Annotated in this window: 15 protein-coding genes; 4 read left to right on the top strand and 11 right to left on the bottom strand. The window is 59.8% G+C overall.

The features are described 5' to 3' along the window. Window positions 1-5: 5 nt before the first annotated feature. The 4 genes from gspG to KBY02_RS12555 form a co-directional block, all read right to left on the bottom strand. The gene (gspG, locus tag KBY02_RS12570; protein WP_003317918.1) at window positions 6-437 is read right to left on the bottom strand and encodes a type II secretion system major pseudopilin GspG; all 432 of its coding nucleotides are present in this window, start codon (window positions 435-437) and stop codon (window positions 6-8) included. A 25-nt stretch (window positions 438-462) separates the two neighbouring features. After that, window positions 463-1,665, bottom strand: a complete 1,203-nt coding sequence (gene gspF, locus KBY02_RS12565) for a type II secretion system inner membrane protein GspF (protein ID WP_003417566.1) — start codon at window positions 1,663-1,665, stop codon at window positions 463-465. Then, window positions 1,662-3,386 (bottom strand): type II secretion system ATPase GspE, encoded by a 1,725-nt coding sequence (gspE, locus tag KBY02_RS12560; protein WP_024639652.1) that lies wholly within the window; start codon window positions 3,384-3,386, stop codon window positions 1,662-1,664. The genes gspF and gspE overlap by 4 nt, the downstream gene beginning before the upstream one ends. Before the next feature lie 83 nt (window positions 3,387-3,469). Continuing rightward, window positions 3,470-3,697 (bottom strand): hypothetical protein, encoded by a 228-nt coding sequence (locus KBY02_RS12555; RefSeq protein ID WP_003405027.1) that lies wholly within the window; start codon window positions 3,695-3,697, stop codon window positions 3,470-3,472. 494 nt (window positions 3,698-4,191) lie between these two features. Here KBY02_RS12555 and KBY02_RS12550 point away from each other — a divergent pair, with 494 nt between their 5' ends. Beyond that, window positions 4,192-6,933 (top strand): beta-glucosidase, encoded by a 2,742-nt coding sequence (locus KBY02_RS12550; protein ID WP_053275556.1) that lies wholly within the window; start codon window positions 4,192-4,194, stop codon window positions 6,931-6,933. Between the two features lie 38 nt (window positions 6,934-6,971). Here the strand turns inward: KBY02_RS12550 and KBY02_RS12545 are convergent, their stop codons facing one another. Both KBY02_RS12545 and KBY02_RS12540 read right to left on the bottom strand, forming a co-directional pair. Next, window positions 6,972-7,616, bottom strand: a complete 645-nt coding sequence (locus tag KBY02_RS12545; RefSeq protein WP_003405030.1) for a TetR/AcrR family transcriptional regulator — start codon at window positions 7,614-7,616, stop codon at window positions 6,972-6,974. Between the two features lie 113 nt (window positions 7,617-7,729). Beyond that, complete coding sequence (locus tag KBY02_RS12540; protein WP_024639654.1) at window positions 7,730-8,269, bottom strand: GNAT family N-acetyltransferase; 540 nt, start codon at window positions 8,267-8,269, stop codon at window positions 7,730-7,732. A gap of 104 nt (window positions 8,270-8,373) precedes the next feature. Between KBY02_RS12540 and KBY02_RS12535 the strand changes: the two genes are divergently transcribed. The 3 genes from KBY02_RS12535 to solA all read left to right on the top strand — a co-directional run bounded on the left by KBY02_RS12535 (window position 8,374) and on the right by solA (window position 12,715). Then, entirely contained in the window at window positions 8,374-9,264 is an 891-nt protein-coding gene (locus tag KBY02_RS12535; protein ID WP_024652448.1) for a LysR family transcriptional regulator, read from the top strand. A gap of 263 nt (window positions 9,265-9,527) precedes the next feature. Beyond that, window positions 9,528-11,111, top strand: a complete 1,584-nt coding sequence (locus KBY02_RS12530) for an aldehyde dehydrogenase (NADP(+)) (protein ID WP_225650526.1) — start codon at window positions 9,528-9,530, stop codon at window positions 11,109-11,111. Between the two features lie 428 nt (window positions 11,112-11,539). Beyond that, the gene (solA, locus tag KBY02_RS12525) at window positions 11,540-12,715 is read left to right on the top strand and encodes an N-methyl-L-tryptophan oxidase (RefSeq protein ID WP_225650524.1); all 1,176 of its coding nucleotides are present in this window, start codon (window positions 11,540-11,542) and stop codon (window positions 12,713-12,715) included. Here solA and KBY02_RS12520 read toward each other — a convergent pair whose 3' ends face one another. From KBY02_RS12520 to KBY02_RS12500, 5 genes are all read right to left on the bottom strand, one after another. Further along, window positions 12,716-14,065, bottom strand: a complete 1,350-nt coding sequence (locus tag KBY02_RS12520) for a TolC family outer membrane protein (RefSeq protein WP_003405041.1) — start codon at window positions 14,063-14,065, stop codon at window positions 12,716-12,718. Between the two features lies 1 nt (window position 14,066). Continuing rightward, complete coding sequence (locus KBY02_RS12515; protein ID WP_060406443.1) at window positions 14,067-15,404, bottom strand: HlyD family type I secretion periplasmic adaptor subunit; 1,338 nt, start codon at window positions 15,402-15,404, stop codon at window positions 14,067-14,069. Further along, window positions 15,401-17,197 (bottom strand): type I secretion system permease/ATPase, encoded by a 1,797-nt coding sequence (locus KBY02_RS12510; RefSeq protein WP_003405043.1) that lies wholly within the window; start codon window positions 17,195-17,197, stop codon window positions 15,401-15,403. Before KBY02_RS12510 ends, KBY02_RS12515 begins: the two co-directional genes overlap by 4 nt. An 81-nt stretch (window positions 17,198-17,278) precedes the next feature. Beyond that, complete coding sequence (locus KBY02_RS12505) at window positions 17,279-17,662, bottom strand: protease inhibitor Inh/omp19 family protein (protein WP_003405045.1); 384 nt, start codon at window positions 17,660-17,662, stop codon at window positions 17,279-17,281. 56 nt (window positions 17,663-17,718) lie between these two features. Next, a complete protein-coding gene (locus KBY02_RS12500) occupies window positions 17,719-19,149 on the bottom strand; it encodes a serralysin family metalloprotease (RefSeq protein WP_003405046.1) in 1,431 nt (476 codons plus the stop codon). Window positions 19,150-19,169: the final 20 nt, after the last annotated feature.

Raw genomic sequence — 19,169 nt, 5'->3', positions numbered from 1 at the left:
GAGCGTTACTCCCAGTTGCCCAGGTCGGCGCTATAGCCTTCGCCGCCCGGCTGGCCGTCCTGGCCGTAGAAGATCAGGTCGAAGCTGCCGTGCTGGCCAGGGAAGCGGTAGCCGAATGCATGGCCGAACGGATCCTTGAGGTCCGAGGGCTTGGCATAAGGGCCGTTCCAGTTCGACGCATTGCCCGGCTTCTCGGTCAATTGCTGCAAGGTCTTGGGTGGCGAACCGACGTCCAGCGCATAGCTTTCTATCTTCATGCCCAGGCTGGCCAACTGAGCCTTGCCTGCGCCGTATTTGCCCTTGTCGACGTTGCCGCCCACCTGACGCACGACGATGGTCGCGACGATGCCCAGCAATACGATAACGGCAAGCATTTCCAGCAAAGTGAAACCGCCTTGTCGACGTGCGGGTTTGAAGCGTGTACGGCTAAAAGTCATCGGAATGGTTTCCTCGTTCATGAATTCAGATATTGCTGGTCAGGCTCATCAGCGGCAGCATGATGGCCAGCATGATCACCGCGACCATGCCCGCCATCACCACCGTCAGCGCCGGCACGAGTGCGGCCAGCATGCGGTCGATACCGCGCTTGGCCTCGACGTCGAACACATCGGCGACCTTCATCAGCATGGTGTCCAGTTCGCCAGCCTGTTCGCCGACCTCGATCATTTGCAGAGCCAGATCCGGCAACAACGGCTGCGCACCAAACGCGCTGGCCAGCGTGCCGCCACCCTTGACCGACTCGGCCGCCTGCTCGACCTGCGCCTGCAGGGCACGATTGGTGCAGACCTGGCGAGCGATCACCAGCGCCTGCAACAACGCCACTCCATTGGTCAAAAGCGTACCGAGGGTGCGCGTCAGCCGTGCTGCCTCAATGCGTTGCAATAAAGGACCGATCACCCGAATGCCCAGCAGACGGCGATCACGGCGCTCGCGACGCTGCGGGTCGCGCATGCGAATGGCCATGCCCCAGATCAACGCGATCAGGCCCGCCAGCACCGCCAGCCCGTAGTCGCTCAAAAACTCTCCGAGGTTGAGAATGACCTCGGTGATCAATGGAATCGGCACACCGAGATCCTTGAAGATCGGTACGAATTGCGGCACGACGTAGGCCAGCAACAGCGCCAGGGAACCCAACACACCCACTACCAGAAAGGCCGGATAGATCAGCGCGTTGATCACCTCGCCACGCAGCAACTGGCTGCGCTCCAGGTAATCGCTCAGTTGGCGCAGCGTACTTTCCAGTGCGCCACCGGCTTCACCGGCGCGGACCATGCTTATATAGAGGGGCGAGAACTGGCTGCCCTCTTCTTCGAGCGCCACGGACAGCGGCTTGCCAGCCTTGACCTGTTCGCGGATGCGCTCGATCAACGCCTTGGTCTGCGGTTGTCCAGGCTGTTTGAGCAGAATTCCAAGCGATCGTTCCAACGGTTGCCCGGCGCCGAGCAACGTCGCGAGCTGCTGGGTGAAGCTGACCAGCGCCGCACCATTGAGCAAGCCGCTGCCCAGCGCACGGCGCAAACCGCCCAGACCGGCGGCATCGACCTGCAGGACCATCAGGCCACGCTTCTGCAACGCGGCAATGGCGGCGTCCTGATCGCGGGCTTCCAGCGTGCCATTCTGCGGCGCGCCCTGAGCATCCAGCGCGCGGTACTTGAACAGGCTCATGTGCCTTCACCACGGGTGACGCGCAGCACTTCTTCCAGCGAAGTCACCCCGGCCACGGCCTGACGCAGGCCTTCTTCATGCAGCGTGCGCAAACCGCCACGTCGGGCAGCCTCTTCCAGCGTCGAGGCGTCGGCGTGGCGCATCAAAAGACTGCGCAGTTCTTCGTTCATCACCAGCAGTTCGGTAATTGCACTACGCCCGCGATAGCCGCCGCCAGGCGCATCGGCACGCGGGCGATACAAACGAATGGGCCGCTCGTCGGTGAAACGCTCCAGCCCGTGTTCGGCGATCAGCTCCGGTGGCGCATCGAAGGCCTCGCGGGTTGCCGGATCGAGGCGACGGACCAGACGCTGAGCCAGAATTCCGTTGACCGTCGAAGCGATCAGATAGCTTTCGACGCCCATGTCCAGCAAGCGGGTAATACTCGCCGCTGCGCTGTTGGTGTGCAGCGTCGAGAGCACCAGGTGGCCGGTCAACGAGGACTGGATGGCAATACGGCAGGTTTCCAGGTCGCGCATCTCACCGATCATGATGACATCCGGGTCCTGACGCACGATGGAGCGCAGCGCCCCGGCGAAATCCAGGCCGATGGAAGGCTTGACCTGAATCTGGTTGATGCCTTCGAGCTGATACTCGACCGGGTCTTCAACGGTGATGATCTTGCGCTCGGCCGTGTTGAGCCGTGACAACGCGGTATACAGCGTGGTGGTCTTGCCGGAACCGGTCGGCCCGGTGACCAGCAGAATGCCGTGCGGACGCTCCAGCACGTCGAGAAATTCGTCCAGCCGCTCGCCATCGAAACCCAGGCTCGGGAAATCGAAATTGATGGTCTGCCGGTCCAGCAGACGCATGACCACTGATTCGCCAAAGCTGGTGGGCACTGTCGATACCCGCAGGTCCAGTTCCTTGCCCTGGATGCGCAGCATGATCCGGCCATCCTGCGGCAGACGACGCTCGGCGATGTCCAGACGGGCCATGATCTTCACCCGGGAAATCACCGCTGCCGAAGAACTGGATGGCGGCGCTTCCGCTTCGTGCAGCACGCCGTCGATGCGATAACGCACCTTCAACTGGCTCTCGAACGGTTCGATGTGGATGTCCGATGCACGCTGCTCTACTGCACGCTGCAGGATCAGGTTGACCAGACGAATGACCGGCGCTTCGGAGGCCAGGTCCTTGAGGTGCTCGATGTCTTCCAGCGAGCCGCCCTCCTCATCCAGATTCTCGATCAGGGTGCCCATCGCCGAGCGGCCCTGCCCGTAATAGCGCTCGATAAGGGTCTCGACCTCATTGCGCGGGCCGATGGACAGTCGCACCGGCACCTCGCACGCATAGGCGATGGCCTGAAACGGGTACAGCGTGCCGGGGTTGGCGCTGAGCACTTGCAGGCCCTGATCGCTCCAGCCTACCGGTACGACTTGATAGTGGCGCATGAAGCGTTCGGTCAGCGGCGGCAAAGGGTCCAGCAGCGGTGGTACAGCATCGGCGAGCAACAACGGTGCCTGCAGCAATGCCGCCCATGCGCGGGCCAGCTCGAATTCGGAGACCAGGCCCAGACGCGTCAGCAGGCCTAGCAACTCAGTACCTTCCGACTCCTGCTGCAGACGCTGGGCGCGCTCCAGATCGGCCGTTTTCAGACCGGCATTTTCGATCAGCCAGGCACAAACCTGCTGGGCATCCGGAATGAGCAGACGGGAAACATCGACGGGAGCTGACGGCATGAATGAGGGCATTTTGCTACTTCGGAGGGACATATTACAGCACTCACCGACTGGTGAGTGCTGCGCTCAAAGACTTCAAACGATCAGTTTGACTGCTTTTGAGGGGTTGCGTTCTGCGGGCGACCGCCTTTTGTCGTTTCGGTCTTCTGGTTTTGCGCTTTCTGCGCCGCCTTGGCGTCCTGGGTCTGGGTCATCACCGTCTCGTCGCTGGCACCGGATGTTGCGTCTGCATCTGTCGCGTCGTCAGCAAAGACCGCACCACTCAGGGCAAGACCCAAAACCACACCGGCACTCATCATGGAAAACTTCATCGTATCAACTCCTCGAAAAACAAAAAGAGCTCCGCAACAAGCGAAGCAGATATAGAAATCGGGCAAGAACTAACGCACAGCACACGTCGCAACTTGCGAGCTGTCTTTCTTCATCCTGAAAAATCTTAAACCCATCGACCAGTAGGTTTAAGAAGAGTTCCTCATTTGTAAAGAAAAAATACGAAATCGAAGAAAAATACGCTTTTATTTGACATTTATGCCTTGTTTTAGACTTAATTGTATCGTTTTGTAGATTCAAAACGCCACCATGTGATGTCACTTTAGTGGCGCGCGGCAAGTAAAAAAAGACACGCCAAACAAAACTAATTCGGCAACTAAGGAGTCCTACCTCGCGCCCTTGAAACAGGGAATAAACGCGACGACGGGAAACTGTTGCCCAAAGAAAAAGTTGGCCGAAAGCGGTAAATAAGAACGCATTTATCCTGCGCACGTGCGCAGGCAGACAGTTATTTGAAACGCAGTTGGAGAGCAATATGAACAAGCGAAAGATGATAGGCGCGCACTCGGCGCTGGCCTTGCTGGCATTGGCAGTATCCCAGGTGCACGCCGCTGACCCTACCGTACAACAAGGGCGTGAAGATCGCGCCGAAAAAGCCGCACAGAAAACCCTGGCCAAGATGACCATGGAAGAAAAGCTGGCCTACATTGGCGGCACCGGCGGCTGGGACGTCAAGCCACTGACCAATTACGGCGTCCCGCAGATCCACGGCGCTGACGGCGGTGTGGGCGTGCGCTACACCAGCGAAGGCAACGATCAGGGTGTTGTCTACCCGTCCGGCCCTAACCTGGCCGCCACCTTCAACCCGCGTCGTGCCATCGACCTCGGCCGTGCGCTGGGTTATGACACTGCCGTCGGCGGCTACCAGTTCATCACTGGCCCCGGCGTCAACCTGTACCGCATGCCGTACGGCGGCCGTGCGTTCGAATACCTCTCCGGTGAAGACCCGTTCCTTGGCGCCAGCCTGGCACCGGGCGTCATCAACGGTATCCAGTCTCGTGGTGTATGGGCCAACGCCAAGCACTACGCGGCCAACGACCAGGAAAGCAACCGCTTCAATCTGAATCAGACAATGCCAGAGCGCGTGCTGCGCGAAATGTCGTTGCCTGCGTTCGAATCGTCGTCGAAAAACGGCAATGTGGCGATGATGATGTGTGCCTTCCAGAAGGTGAACGGTGATTTCGCCTGCGAAAGCGACCACCTGATCGCCCAGATCCTGAAGAAGGAATGGGGCTTCAAAGGCTTCGTACAGAGCGACTACAACGCTGTCGTTCACGGTTTCAACGCTGCCCGCGCCGGTACCGATCTGGACATGATGGGCTACCAGATGAACAGCTCCGTGCTGAAGCCGCATCTGGACGCCGGCGACCTGAGCGCTGCGACCATCGACGACAAGGTCCGCCGCATCCTTAAGCAGATCTACCTGTACAAGTTCGACAGCAAGACGCCGCTGACCACGCACAACATGAACAGCTCGACCAGCAACAAGGTTGCTCTGAACGCTGCGCGTGAAGGTATCGTACTGCTGAAAAACCAGGACAATCTGCTGCCGCTGGACAAGCAGAAAGTCAAGAAAATCGCCGTTGTCGGCACCCTGGCCAAGTACTCGCCACCCACCGGTTTCGGCAGCGCCAACGTCATGGCCAGCCATTACGTCAGCGAACTGAGCGGCCTGCAACAGATCGCGCCTAACGCCAAGGTCGACTTCATCGAAGGCCTGTCGCTGGACCCAAGCACCAGTGCCTGGACCACCACCGACGCAACTGGCAACGAAGTCCAGGGCATGAAGGTCGAGTACTTCAGCAACACCAACTGGTCTGGTGATGCCGCTGTCACGCGTACCGAGAAGCACGTTGACCTGGACTGGGCCAACGACAAGAACCTGCCGTTCGAAAGCAACACTTCGACGTCCGATCCGTACGCCAGCAAAGGTTCGACCGCTGGCCAGCTGAATGGCGATACATCGTCGACTTCGATTCGCTACACCGGCAAGGTGACTCCGACCCAGAGCGGCGAGCAGGTGTTCAAGGTGCGTGCCGACGGCGCGGTGCGTCTGTGGGTCAACGGCAAGAAAATCATCGACAACGGTGACGGCAAGCCGCTTCCGGGCAACAGCATTCCGCCAACCATTCCAGAGTTCGCCAAGATCAATCTGGAAGCGGGCCAGTCTTACGACGTGAAGCTCGAGTACTCGCGTCGTGCCGGCTACCTGTCGACCATGGGCGGCCTGGTAGGTGTGCAGTTGAGCTCCGCCTCGCTGAACGCTCCTCAGGACCTGTCCGGTTATGACGCCGTCGTGGTTGCCGTAGGTAACAGCAACGAATACGAAGGTGAAGGTTTCGACCACAGCTTCGATCTGCCTGAGTTCCAGAACGAGCTGATCCAGAACATCGCCAAGGTCAACCCCAATACCGTGGTGACCATGTATGGCGGTACGGGTCTGAAGATGAGCGACTGGATCGAACAGGTTCCAGCAGCGCTGCACGCCTTCTATCCGGGTCAGAACGGTGGTCAGGCCCTGGCCGAGATCCTCTTCGGCAAGGTCAACCCGTCGGGCAAGCTGCCGATCAGTATCGAACGCAACATCGAAGACAACCCGGCCTACGCTTCCTTCCCGAAATTCGACAACCAGAACACTCTGACCGACATGGATTACAAGGATGACCTGCTGCTGGGTTATCGCGGTTACGAGAAGAAAGGCATCAAGCCGCTCTATCCGTTCGGCTACGGTCTGTCGTACACCACGTTCGGCTACAGCAACATCAAGGTCACGCCGGGCGTCGCGGTCGGCAATACACCGATCAAGGTGTCCTTCGACCTGAGCAACACCGGCAAGGTCGGTGGTTCGGAAGTCGCTCAGCTGTATGTGGGCCAGCAGAACCCGAAAGTCGAGCGTCCGATCAAGGAACTCAAAGGCTACAAGAAGGTGTTCCTCAAGCCGGGTGAAAGCAAGCGTGTGACCATCGAGCTGAATGATCGCTCGCTGGCCTACTTCGATGAGAAGAGCAAGCAGTGGGTGGTCGATGCCGACACCTTCAACATCTCGCTCGGTTCGTCGTCGCAGGACATCCGCCTGAACGCCAAGCTGGTCAACTCGTTCCGTCAGGAACTGTCGACCACCAGCAGCAACCCGCTGCCACGCTCCGCTCTGAACTCGGTCCTGGTCGAGAAACCACCGGTCAAGACCGGCGGTGTATTCAAGCAGACCGTTGAGTAAGCGTTAGCTGACTGAAGGGTAAACGGACAAATAAAGGCTCAGGGACGAGCCCTTACCGCTGCATCGACCTGCGCAATGTAGGTATCGAAACACTCGACCAGATCCACCTGATCGGGAAAGCGTAACCACTGAATCTGCAAACCATCCATCATCGCCAGAATCTGCCGGATGATCTTGTCCAGATCCACATCCGCACGTACCTCCCCGCGCTCCACCAAAGCCGAAAACTGTCCCAGCAAGTGCGCGTGAATACGCTCGTAGCGCGTCTGGAACCATTCAAAGGCAGGCTGGTTTTCCAGCAGACTTTCCGCATTGAGGATCGAAAATGCACGTACCACGCCGGGCGCCGTAGCGTTGGAGCGGTTGATCGCGCGCAAGCCGCCGAGCAGACCGGTCAGGGTGTTATCGGTACGGACTTCGGCAGCAATTCGGCCGTTGACCTCGTCGCGTCGCTCCAGCACGCCCATCAGCAGCGAGATCTTGCTCGGAAAATGGTGCAGCAATCCGGCGACGGAAATACCGACGATGGCTGCCACCTTGGCCACCGAAGCGCCGGTATAGCCTTCAAGGGAAAACACTTGCAGGGCCGCATCGAGCAGTTCTTCGCGGCGCTTTTCGCCCTTTGGCGCGCGTCGCTGTCGGGTGACTGCCGTGCCCGTTTCCGTGGGGTCATGCCGAGTCATATCAGGCTCCTTCTTGAACAGCCGCGTACCCTAACCATTCAGGCAAGCGCTGGCAACGCTATTGAGTCGGATTGTTCGACAATTTCATCTTGTACAGCAGTGCCGTGACAGGTTCAGGTGCGCTCCACCGGGACACTGCCCCAGCCTTCGCCCAGCATGCGCTGCATCAGCACCGTGTCTACCCAGCGGCCATGCTTGAAGCCGACCGATTCGAACACTCCAACCCGGCGAAAGCCGAGACGCTCATGCAGGCGCAACGACGCGATATTCTGGCTGTTGCCGATAACCGCAATCATCTGCCGCCAGCCGCCCGCTTCGCAGTGCTGCACCAGGGCACTCAACAGCGCCTGACCGATCCCCTGCCCGCCGAGCCCATCGCGCACATACACCGAATCCTCCACGGTAAAGCGGTAGCCTGGACGTGGCCGATACGGCGTGACATAGGCATAGCCGACAATGTCGCCATCGCGCTCGGCGACCATATAAGGCAAGCCTTTGGCGAGGACCATGCGACGACGCTGGAGCAATTCTGCCAGGTCAGGCGGCTCCAGCTCGAAGCTGGAAATCCCGTGTAGCACGTGGTCAGCGTAAATCGCCTGTACAGCGGGCATGTCATCGTCGCGGGCGTCACGCAGGTCAAAGGTTGAAGTCATGTCCGAACTCTGTACGAATGTCTGTGAATGGCCGCAATGATGCCGCTCGCCACGACATTAAAAAAGCTATGATTTATCATCCACAGCATAAGAAATACTTTGTCATGCGTCGGCTGAACCTCAATCACCTGCACACGTTTTCGCTGGTCATCGCCCATGGCAGTTTTTCTGCGGCGGCAGAGCGTCTGCACCTGACCCAGCCAGCGGTCAGCCTGCACGTGCGACAACTGGAAGATCAGTTGAAGCTGCAGCTGATCGAACGGGTCGGCAAACGCCTCAAACCTACCTCCGCAGGCACTGTACTGTTGGAGCATATCGCGCGCATCGATGCGGTGGTCGAAGACGCTCTGCAGGCGCTGTCCAGCCATGCCAGCGGCGTTGCCGGGAAAATCGCCATCGGCACCGGCGCGACAGCCTGCATCCATCTGCTGCCGCCCATGTTGCAGGCGCTGCGTCGGCGCTTCCCGGAACTGGATGTGCGCGTCAGTACCGGCAACACCGAAGGTATCCTCAAGGCGGTCGAAGAAAACCTTCTGGACCTGGCACTGGTCACCCTGCCCGCCGCCAGCCGCAGTCTGCACATCACGCCGCTGCTTGAGGATGCGTTCGTGGCGATCTTCGCCGGCAGCCAGCGACCGATGCCGGCGCACATGACCCCGGAGCGCCTCAGCGCACAACCGCTGGTCGTATTCGAAGCAGGCAGCAGTACGCGTCTGCTGATCGATGAATGGTTCCTGCACGCCGGGATCCGGGTAAAACCGGTCATGGAACTGGGCAGTATCGAAGCGATCAAGGAAATGGTCGCCGCAGACCTGGGCTACAGCATCGTGCCGCGGATGGCCGTTGCTGCGCTGCACCATCGCCGCGGCTTGCAAATGCTGCCACTGGCAACAGCGCTGAGTCGCACATTGGGAATCGCCTTGCGCCAGGACAAACCGGTCAGCAAGGCCCTGCGTCAGGTGCTGGATGCACTGCAATACCTCAAAAGGTCATGAAGGCGCGCCACGATAGAGGCTTGAGCGCGCCCATGCACTATAAAGAGCAACGGCACTCGGCCTGGCAAATAAGGTCGACAGTTGCACAGGCAGCGAATCAGGTTGTACGATGACTGCCCACTGGTAACTGAAAAAATGATGGCTGGCCTGCTTTTAAACGCCCCATCACTGACAATCTGTAAAGCAACTCGGCAACCCATAAGGAGCGCCGGTCCGGATACCTTCCCTGCCGACCTCCAACCTCAAAACAACAGGAGATACCGATGCCTAACATTCTCGGCCAGAACTTCATCGCTGGCGGCCGCAGCGCTTTGGGCCAGAGCCTGCAAAAAAGCCTGGATGCCACCACCGGTGAAGAGCTGCCTTACAGTTTTCATCAGGCCACCGACGGCGAAATCGACGCCGCGGCACTGGCTGCCAAGGCTGCGTTTGCGGAATTTCGTCAGCTGAGCCCGGCCCGTCGCGCCGACTTCCTCGACGCCATTGCCGATGAACTTGACCAGCTGGGTGATGACTTCGTCGCCATCGTCTGCCAGGAAACCGCCCTGCCCCAGGCGCGAATTCAAGGTGAGCGCGGTCGCACCAGTGGCCAGATGCGCCTGTTTTCCAAAGTTCTGCGTCGCGGTGATTTTGTTGGTGCACGTATCGACCTGGCACTGCCGGATCGAAAGCCGCTGCCACGCGTCGACCTGCGCCAATACCGTATCGGTGTCGGCCCGGTTGCGGTGTTCGGAGCGAGCAACTTCCCGCTGGCGTTTTCCACTGCCGGTGGTGATACCGCGGCGGCCTTGGCCGCCGGTTGCCCAGTGGTGTTCAAGGCGCACAGCGGTCACATGGCGACCGCCGATCTGGTGGCGAGCGCCATCATTCGCGCTGCCGAACGTACGCAGATGCCCAAAGGCGTGTTCAACATGATCTTCGGCAACGGCGTTGGCGAAGGTCTGGTCAAGCACCCGGCCATCCAGACCGTCGGCTTTACCGGTTCGCTGAACGGCGGCAACGCACTGTGCAAAATGGCTGCCGAACGTCCGCAACCGATTCCGGTATTTGCCGAGATGTCGAGCATCAACCCGGTCGTGCTGCTGCCAGAAGCCTTGCAGGCTCGCGGTGAAACCGTGGCCAAGGAGCTGGCGGGCTCGGTGGTGATGGGTGCCGGTCAGTTTTGCACCAACCCGGGCGTGGTCATCGGCCTGCGCTCACCGGCGTTCTCAAAATTCGTTGAGCATCTGACCGAACAGATGGGCAGTCAGGCTCCGCAGACCATGCTTAACGCGGGCGGCCTGCGCAGTTACAGCAAAGGTGTGGAACACCTGATGGCGCACCCTGGCGTGACGCATCTGGCCGGCAAACCCCAGGAAGGCAAGCAGGCTCAGGCGCAGCTGTTCAAGGCTGACGTCAGCCTGCTGCTGAACGGTGATCAGTTGCTGCAAGAGGAAGTCTTCGGCCCAACCACGCTGCTGATCGAAGTCGCCGACGATGCGCAGTTGAAGGACGCGCTGCAAGCCTTGCGTGGTCAGCTGACTGCGACCGTGATCGGTGAGCCCGCGGACTTGAGCACGTACAGCTGGCTGCAACCGGTTCTCGAAGAGAGAGTCGGGCGCATTCTGTTCAACGGCTACCCGACCGGTGTCGAGGTCTGCGAGGCCATGGTTCACGGCGGCCCATACCCGGCCACCTCGGACGCACGCGGTACCTCGGTGGGCACCCTGGCCATCGACCGCTTCCTGCGCCCGGTCTGCTATCAGAACCTGGCGGACAGCCAGTTGCCACCTGCGTTGCAGAACGCCAACCCGTTGGGCCTGCGTCGTCTGGTCAATGGTGAATGGAGTGATCAGCCTGTCGCGTAACGGCCACCGGCTGGATCCGCAACACAGCAGCGCGACCTGATGAGGGTCGCGCTTTTTTTTGGAAAATATTTCTTTTTTGTGCCCGAAGTCGCTTATAGCGGACCTGTTTTGTACCCGGATGACAGCACCATAGAAGTGCAAAACAGGGGCTGTTCATAAATTAACCACACAGCTGTAAGCCACGTGTAACAAGGGTTTCAAAAAGTTACCCACAGACATACCCACGATTTCCGTGGACAACTTTTCATCGATTTCGGACCTTAAAAACCCTGTGCAGTGCAAGCGTAAATTTTTGACGGGGGTCTGCAATCCCGGTGTGATGGCATCTGTAATGGCCAACGAGGCCGCCTGACATAACCTTATGCACGTTTGGCGGTTGATTCGACAGACTGTCCATAGTGAGATAGACGATTTATCGAGGCTCCCCTATGCAACAGCGTTGTAACGTGGCCGTACTCGGCCTGGGTGCCATGGGTGCTGCCACTGCCTATCAGCTGGCAAAGGCCGGAGTCGATGTGATTGGTATCGACCGCTACGATCCCCCGCACACACAGGGCTCCAGTCACGGCGATACACGCATCACGCGACTCTCGGCCGGTGAAGGTCCGCAATACCTGCCACTGGTACGCAGCTCACAGCACATCTGGCGCGAACTTGAAGCATTGAGCGGCGAGTCGCTGTTCGAACAATGCGGTGTGCTGGTGATGACCTCCAGCCCGGCCTACGATCCCGAGGACGTCAACGACTTCACCCATCAGACCATCGCCCTGGCCCGCACTCATGGGGTGAAGCACGAGGTATTGGCGGCTGCAGCGATTCGCGAGCGTTTCCCTCAGTTCTCTCCTGTGCTGGACAGCGCCATCGGCTATTTCGAACCCGAAGGCGGATTCGTTCGGCCCGAGCGCTGCATCGCCGTACAACTCAAGCTGGCAAGGCAACACGGCGCGCGTCTGCTGACCCACGAAACGGTCACGCACTTACAGGCGCATGGCGATCAGGTACGAATCATCACCGACAAGGGCTCGATCATCGCCAACAAGGTCGTAGTCAGCGCGGGCATGTGGTCGTCCGGGTTGCTCGGCGCACCGTTCAGCGACCTGCTGCGGGTGTGCCGGCAAAAGCTGTTCTGGTTCGAGTTGCAGCACCAAGCTGTCTTTGCTGCGCCGTCGCCAAGCTTCATCCTGAGTCACGGGCCGGGCGAAGCCGATGTCAATTACGGCTTCCCGCCGCTGTCCGGTGAAAACAGCATGAAGGTCGCCACCGAGCAATACCTCGAGACGTCAGCGGCTGACCGGTTGGACCGCATCATTAGCGCGTGGGAAGAACAGGAGATGTTCCGCACCCAGGTGCAGGGCAGGATTGCGGGACTGACACCAAAGGTGGTCAAGTCCTCGGTATGCGCCTACACCGTCACGCCGGACTGCCACTTCATCATCGATGAACACCCGCACCTGAAAAACGTGACGGTGGTCTCGGCCTGTTCCGGCCACGGTTTCAAGCATTCGGCCGGGCTCGGACTGGCGCTGGCGCAACGTTGTATTGATGGCAAGAGCGATGTGGATCTCTCGGCTTTTTCATTGCAACGCTTCGCCAGGCAGGCTTGATCAGCGCGCCACCACGAACGCCTCGTCGATGCGCGCCAGATCGGTGTCGCGCAAGGTGCCGGCGTAGTAATGCAGTTTGATCCAGGCCATCAAATAGTCGTAACGGGCTTTTGCCAGATCGCGACGGGTACTGTAGAGCTGCTGCTCGGCGTTAAGGGCATCCAGGCTGATGCGCTCGCCACCCAGAATGCTCTGGCGCGTCGACTCGACCAGTGCCTGCGCCGAGATCAGCGCTTTCTGGTAGGCGCGCAACTTGTTCACCCCTGACGCACAGGCGTTGAACTGGCGACGCAGCTCGATCAGGGTTTCCCGGGTCTTGCCCTCCAGCTCATATTCAGCCTGCTCGCGCTTGCTGTTGGCCTGGCGCACCGAGGCACTGGTGCCACCTCCGGCATACAACGGAAGACTGAGCTCGATGCCTATCGTGTTGGTGTCGTAACGCTGATTGTAGGTGTTGCCGCTGTCCGATTCGTTCTGGCGGATACTTGCGTAGGCGTTCACCGTCGGCAGATGCCCTGCGCGGTTGCGTTCCACCTCGTATCGCGCCACTTCCAGGGACTGACGTTGCGAGGCCAGGATAGGGCTGTTGGCCATGGCCAGCGCATGCCACTCGGTAAAACTCGACGGTGCCAGTACCAACGCTTGAAAGCTGTCCCTCAATGGCTCCAGCTGCGCAACATCGATACTCGGTTCGCCCAACAACGCCGCCAGCTCGCGCAAGGCCGCATCCTGCTCATCGCTGGCTTCGATCTGCTCGGCAATCGCCAGTTCGTTGCGCGATTCGGCTTCGAGAATATCGGTGCGCGTGCCTTCTCCCCGCTCGAACATCTGCCGGTTCTGCGCGAACTGGCGCTCGAACGCCTGCTGCTTGGCACGGGCGATATTGATCTGGTCCTGGGCGAAAAGTGCCTGGGTGTACAGGGTCAACACCCGCACCAGCAATTCCTGGCTCTTGCTGCGAAAGGTCTCGTCGGCAAACAGCGCCTGAGCCAGCCCCTTGCGGTAATTGGCGTACGCCTCGTAATCGATCAAGGGCTGCTGAACCGTCAGGCTCGAGCCAAAGCTGTTGTAGTGGCGATGGTCGGTGGTGTCTTGAGCGCTGCCTTTGAGGGTCGCCTTGGAATCGTTGCGCCCCTTGTTGTAGCTGTATGACACGCGAGGCAACAAGCCGGCACGACCAATCACCCGGTTCTCCAGGCCCGCGTCGCGCTCCTTGAGTGCGCCCAGATAAACCGGATCATTGCGAAGCGCCAATTCATAGACCTGAAACGGGCCCATGGCCTGGCTCAAAGGTGCAGTACCCAGCAGGATGGCCGTCAGCAGAGCGGCTTTAAAGGGATGACGAGACATCCTATTCCTCCGTCAACGCGGAGCCGGCACGGTCCAGCAAAGGTTTGAACAGATAATTGAGCAGCGAGCGCTCACCCGTGCGCACGAACATTTCAGCGGGCATGCCGGGTTTGATCACCAGCCCGTTGAGTTTTTCCAGCGCCGCGTCGCCCACCGAAGTTCGCAGCACGTAATACGGCTGGCCGGTTTTTTCATCCTGCATCTGGTCGGCGGAAATCAGGCTCACCTCACCGGAAACCCGCGGCGTGCGGCTTTGATTGAACGCGGTAAACAGAATGTCGACCGGCAAATGGCTGGCGACCTTGTCGATCAGTTGCACTGGCAGCCGCCCTTCAACTTCAAGCCGTGTGCCTTGTGGGACGATTTCCAGCAGGGTTTCGCCGGCACGCACCACCGCACCTTCGGTGTGCACGCCCAGATTGACGGCGATGCCATCAGCCGGCGCAAGGATGGCGCTGTGTTGCAGACTGAAACCGGCCGAGGCCAGTTGCTGCTCAAGGGTAAGCGCCTTGACCTGGGCATCGGCCCATTGGCTGCGCACCTCTTTCTGGTACTCCTCGCGCTGCTGCTGAAGGCGTAACCGCGATTCGACGATACCTTGCTCTATACGTCCGGTTTCGCCTGCGTTTTGCGCCAGGCTCTGTTGCACCTGAGAAAGCTGACGCTGGAACTCCAGCAAGCGATTGCCGGGAATGAACCCGTTCTGCGCCAAGGGCTCCAGGTTACTGAGTTGCTTGCGTAGCGAGTCAGCCTGGGCCAGCAGATCCGAGCGGGCACGGCGCATACCGGCAAGTTGCAGTCCGGCACCCTCAATGCTCGCCTGCAAGCCGGATTGCTCGCGCGCCAGCGCCTGGCGCCGGCTGCTGAACAACTGGCGCTGCCCTTCAAGCACCAGCGCCAGCCGAGGGTCGGGGTCTTGCCCCTGCCCGGCGGCAATCAGTTCTGCGGGGAAGCGAACCTCGTCAAGGTTGTCGCGCTCGCTTTGCCAGCGCGCCAGGCTGGCCCAGGCCATTCGATACTGGGCTCGCAGCGATTGCACGTCCGCTTCGACCTGAGTCTGATCAAGGCGAAACAGTGGTTCGCCCTCTTTCACCAATTGGCCTTCACTGACCAGAATTTTGCTGACCACGCCGCCATCCAGCGACTGCACAGCCTTGCGCTTGCCAGAAACAACCACCGTCCCCTGCACGGCAATGCCCTGATCCAGAGGGGCAAGACTGGCCCACAGAAAGAAACTGCCCGCTCCCGCCAACATGAGAATCCAGCCGGCGCGAACAAAGAACTGCACGCCGCGCTCCTTGCCCGGCATGGCGTAATGAGTGTCGATAGGGCTGTTCATACGTCGGACTGCCTGTTCTGCGTGCCGTACTGACGGCTCATGGAAAGCCCGGCAGGTGCCGGACGGGATTGCGATTGAGGCTGCGCTTGCGGTGCTTGTGTGGACGATGGCTGTCCCGACAAGGCCTGCAGCACCTGAGCCGTGGCGCCGAATGCCTGCATGCGACCTTCGCTCAGCACCAGCAGACGATCGGTCTGGTTCAACGACTGCGTACGGTGGGTGACGAGCACAACAGTGCAGCCGCGGGTCTTGAGTTCAGCAATCGCCTGAGTCAGCGCCGCTTCACCCGCGGCATCCAGATTGGAATTGGGCTCATCGAGCACCACCAGTCGCGGATCGCCATACAGCGCACGGGCCAGCGCGACGCGCTGTTTCTGACCACCGGACAAGCCTGCGCCATCATCGCCCAGCCGCGTGTCGTAGCCTTGCGGCAGGCGCAGAATCAGTTCGTGTACGCCCGCCAGTTGCGCGGCAGCGACCACGGCACTCGCGTCACCCTCGCGAAAGCGCGCGATGTTTTCCGCCACGCTGCCACCGAACAGCTCGATATCCTGCGGCAGATAACCAATATAGGGACCCAGCGCCTCTCGGTCCCAGCGATGCATGTCGGCCCCGTCCAGACGTACCGTTCCGCCCAGCGCCGGCCAGACACCGACCAGCACGCGTGCCAGGGTCGATTTGCCGGAGCCGGATGCGCCCAGCACGCCGAGCACTTCACCGGCCTGCAACTGAAAGCTCACTTGCTGAATCGTCGGTGACGTTTTGCCGGGAGGCGCAGCGCTGACCTGTTCCGCACTGATCTGACCACGCGGCGCCGGCAGCGGCATGCGCGGCGCGGGCTCGGCGTAGGTCTTGAGTAACTGGTCGAGGCGCCCATAAGCCAGGCGTGCAGAACTCCATTGCTTCCAGACGGCGATCAGTTGGTCGATAGGGCTCAGAACCCGACCCATGAGGATCGAACCGGCGATCATCATGCCAGCGGTCATGTCTCCATTTATCACCAGCAGTGCGCCCAAGCCCAGCACCAGCGACTGCAGGCACAGACGCAGGGCCTTGCTGATCGAACTGATCACCGCTCCCGTATCACTGGCTCGGTTTTGCAGGGCCAGAAAGCGCCCATGCACATGGAACCAGCGGCGCCGCAAGACCTCGAGCATGCCCATCGCCTGGATCGCCTCGGCCTGCTGCAGGTGCCGGGTCGCCAATTGCGCAGACTGCTGCGAGTAGCCGCTGGCTTCGGCCAGCGGTTTGCGGGTCAGCCATTCGTTGAGGCAGGCCAGTCCGACCAGCAACACCGTCCCCACACTGGCCAGCACGCCTAGCCAGGGGTCGAAAAGGAAGATTACCGCCAGGTAGATGGGGAACCACGGAGCGTCGAAGAACGCGAACAACGCCGGCCCGGTGAGAAACTGGCGGATGAAAGTAAGGTCACCCAGCGCCTGTCCAGCCTGACGCTGTCCGGCGTGCAGGTTGCTCTCGAACGCAGCCTGATAGACGCGCAGATTGAAACGCTTTTCCAGCTCGCTGCCGATGCGGATCACCACAAAGCTGCGGACCATCTCCAGCAGGCCGATAAACGCAAAGAACCCGACCACCATCAACGTCAGCATGGCCAGTGTGGTCTGGTTCTGTGAGGTCAGTACGCGGTCATAGACTTGCAGCATGTAAATCGATGGGGCGAGCATCAGCACGTTGATCAGCGCGGTAAAACAACCGACACCGATCAACGCGCTCTTGTAGTCAGCCAGCGCTTTATAAAGCGGCGGCCGGGCGCTTTGGGGCAACGCACTCATGGTTGTTCCTTGATGGTCTTGCTTGTGACGGAGTGACATCCCTGGGTTTTGACAAACAATTCGCGTAGGTCCGTGAAACGCTTAATCGGCGAGCCGTCCAAGGACCAGCACTTCACCGCCAGGCAGGGGCGCCTGATAGATCTGATTCCCCATGTTATTGAGGTGAATCAGGCGATTGCCTTCCTTGTCGGTGAACGCCAGGCCATCCGGAGTCGGAAACCAGCCAGTGGGTGCTTCATGCAACCACTTCACTGCGCAGGCGAGATCGCCCGTCAGTTGCGGTACTTCGGTATTGAGATGCAGTTCACAGACTTCGTTCGTCTTTCCCTGAAGAGAAAGTCGCCACTTGCCGCTGAGTTCATCAGGATTGGGCAGTTTCAAACTCATGGCCAGGCTTGCTCCAGAAATACCCACCAGCAGCGCAAAGGCTGCTGGCACGATTCGAAAAACGTGAGTGATCTTCATGGCGGGGTACTTTTCAGATCATGGACAACCGCAGGGTCGTCCATGATTGTTACAGATTAAACCACGATATCAGTAGCCAATGCTTGACCTACAGTACCGACCAGAAAATCGCCAATGCCCTGACCGGTGAAGTCGATCGCCAGACTGCCCAGATTGCTGCTCTGGTTATAGTTGAGGATCGCCTCGCCAGCGTGGCCGCTGAACGCGTTGACGAACTGCAGCGCGCTCAGCGTGGAAATGGCCGATACGTCGATCTTGTCCTGACCGCTGACGAAATCACGAATCGTATCCTGGCCTGCACGGTTGGAATCAGAGCTGGCGCCAAACACGAAGATGTCGGCACCTGCACCACCGGTCAGGCTGTCGGCGCCGCCACCACCGTAGATGATGTCGTTGCCGGCACCACCCTTGAGGTCGTTGGCGGCAGCATTGCCGATCAACAGGTCATTGCCCGAACCGCCCAGCGCGTTTTCAACCACCACACCCTTGGCGATCGAAACGTTGCCCACCATGCCACCGACATCCGAGAACGACGCGGCATTGAGGTTGATCTTCTGGTTCTGGGTGAAGCCTGAGAAGTCGAGGGTATCCTTGCCCCCGCCATCCCACACCGAGAACACCACCTTGGACGAGGCGGAGGTGGCGCTGTAGAAATCGCGCCCGGCAGTGGAGTTGAACCCATAGACCGTATCACCGGCACGGGTGCTCATGTTCGCGCCATAGAGCTGCTGAACGGCAGTGATGTCATCCAGCAACGGCGCCGAAGAGTACGACGGAGCGCCGCCCTTGACGAAGTTCTGGTCAGTGTTGGACTCACTCCAGTAGCTCATGACGCTGTAGCCACGGGTATCTTCTGCGTAAGTGGCGTCCTTGTAGCTCGGATTGCCCTCGCCCGCGTTGTAGTCACCTGGGTGAGACAGGCCAAGGGTGTGGCCGATTTCATGGGTCAGGGTCTGACGACCGTAATTGCCATTGTCCGGGGTGGTGTTGACCTTGTAGCTATTATCGACAAGGTACCAGGACTGGCCGTCAGTACGGCTGTTGCCGCTGGGCAGGTAGGCAAAAGCTGCCCCGCCTGCACTGCCGTTGCTGTAGTTGCCGAAGGTCATATGCCCGTCGCCGCCGGAAGCTGCCTGGGTGAAGCTGACCTTGGCAACGTCTGCCCAGGATTGCATCGACAATACTGCCTGTGCTTTCTGCTGCGCGTTGAACGCACTGAAAGTCCCCAGCGAATTGTCGAACCCGGCAGGTTTGGCCGTCAGGAACGTGTAAGTGAGGTTGATGGTGCCGTTGCCATCGCGATCCGTCCAGGAGGCGTCGTCGCGAAGAATATAATCAGCGGCCTGATCGACTGAATACGAGGGCTTGCCATTGATCGTGAGGTTGCCGCCACGGTCATACTGGTGCGCGAACGCATTGATCTGGTCGAAAGAGGTGCTGGTAGCAGCGGAAAGTTGGATTGCAGCATTTTCTTTGACTTTCGTCATGACACTTCCTTGTTTGCTGA

The sequence above is a fragment of the Pseudomonas sp. P129 genome, from assembly GCF_020312195.1.
In the GTDB taxonomy this organism is placed as follows: domain Bacteria; phylum Pseudomonadota; class Gammaproteobacteria; order Pseudomonadales; family Pseudomonadaceae; genus Aquipseudomonas; species Aquipseudomonas fragariae.
Note: the sequence above shows the minus strand (reverse complement) of the source record. Positions and strands in the feature narration are given on the sequence as shown.

What these genes read in the sequence shown, in the direction of transcription:
- KBY02_RS12515 (WP_060406443.1), bottom strand. Translation starts at nt 15,404, where the DNA reads ATGAACAGCCCTATCGACACTCATTACGCCATGCCGGGCAAGGAGCGC.
- KBY02_RS12510 (WP_003405043.1), bottom strand. Translation starts at nt 17,197, where the DNA reads ATGAGTGCGTTGCCCCAAAGCGCCCGGCCGCCGCTTTATAAAGCGCTG.
- KBY02_RS12530 (WP_225650526.1), top strand. Translation starts at nt 9,528, where the DNA reads ATGCCTAACATTCTCGGCCAGAACTTCATCGCTGGCGGCCGCAGCGCT.
- KBY02_RS12540 (WP_024639654.1), bottom strand. Translation starts at nt 8,269, where the DNA reads ATGACTTCAACCTTTGACCTGCGTGACGCCCGCGACGATGACATGCCC.
- KBY02_RS12545 (WP_003405030.1), bottom strand. Translation starts at nt 7,616, where the DNA reads ATGACTCGGCATGACCCCACGGAAACGGGCACGGCAGTCACCCGACAG.
- KBY02_RS12535 (WP_024652448.1), top strand. Translation starts at nt 8,374, where the DNA reads ATGCGTCGGCTGAACCTCAATCACCTGCACACGTTTTCGCTGGTCATC.
- solA (WP_225650524.1), top strand. Translation starts at nt 11,540, where the DNA reads ATGCAACAGCGTTGTAACGTGGCCGTACTCGGCCTGGGTGCCATGGGT.
- KBY02_RS12520 (WP_003405041.1), bottom strand. Translation starts at nt 14,065, where the DNA reads ATGTCTCGTCATCCCTTTAAAGCCGCTCTGCTGACGGCCATCCTGCTG.
- KBY02_RS12500 (WP_003405046.1), bottom strand. Translation starts at nt 19,149, where the DNA reads ATGACGAAAGTCAAAGAAAATGCTGCAATCCAACTTTCCGCTGCTACC.
- KBY02_RS12505 (WP_003405045.1), bottom strand. Translation starts at nt 17,662, where the DNA reads ATGAAGATCACTCACGTTTTTCGAATCGTGCCAGCAGCCTTTGCGCTG.
- gspG (WP_003317918.1), bottom strand. Translation starts at nt 437, where the DNA reads ATGACTTTTAGCCGTACACGCTTCAAACCCGCACGTCGACAAGGCGGT.
- gspE (WP_024639652.1), bottom strand. Translation starts at nt 3,386, where the DNA reads ATGCCGTCAGCTCCCGTCGATGTTTCCCGTCTGCTCATTCCGGATGCC.
- gspF (WP_003417566.1), bottom strand. Translation starts at nt 1,665, where the DNA reads ATGAGCCTGTTCAAGTACCGCGCGCTGGATGCTCAGGGCGCGCCGCAG.
- KBY02_RS12550 (WP_053275556.1), top strand. Translation starts at nt 4,192, where the DNA reads ATGAACAAGCGAAAGATGATAGGCGCGCACTCGGCGCTGGCCTTGCTG.
- KBY02_RS12555 (WP_003405027.1), bottom strand. Translation starts at nt 3,697, where the DNA reads ATGAAGTTTTCCATGATGAGTGCCGGTGTGGTTTTGGGTCTTGCCCTG.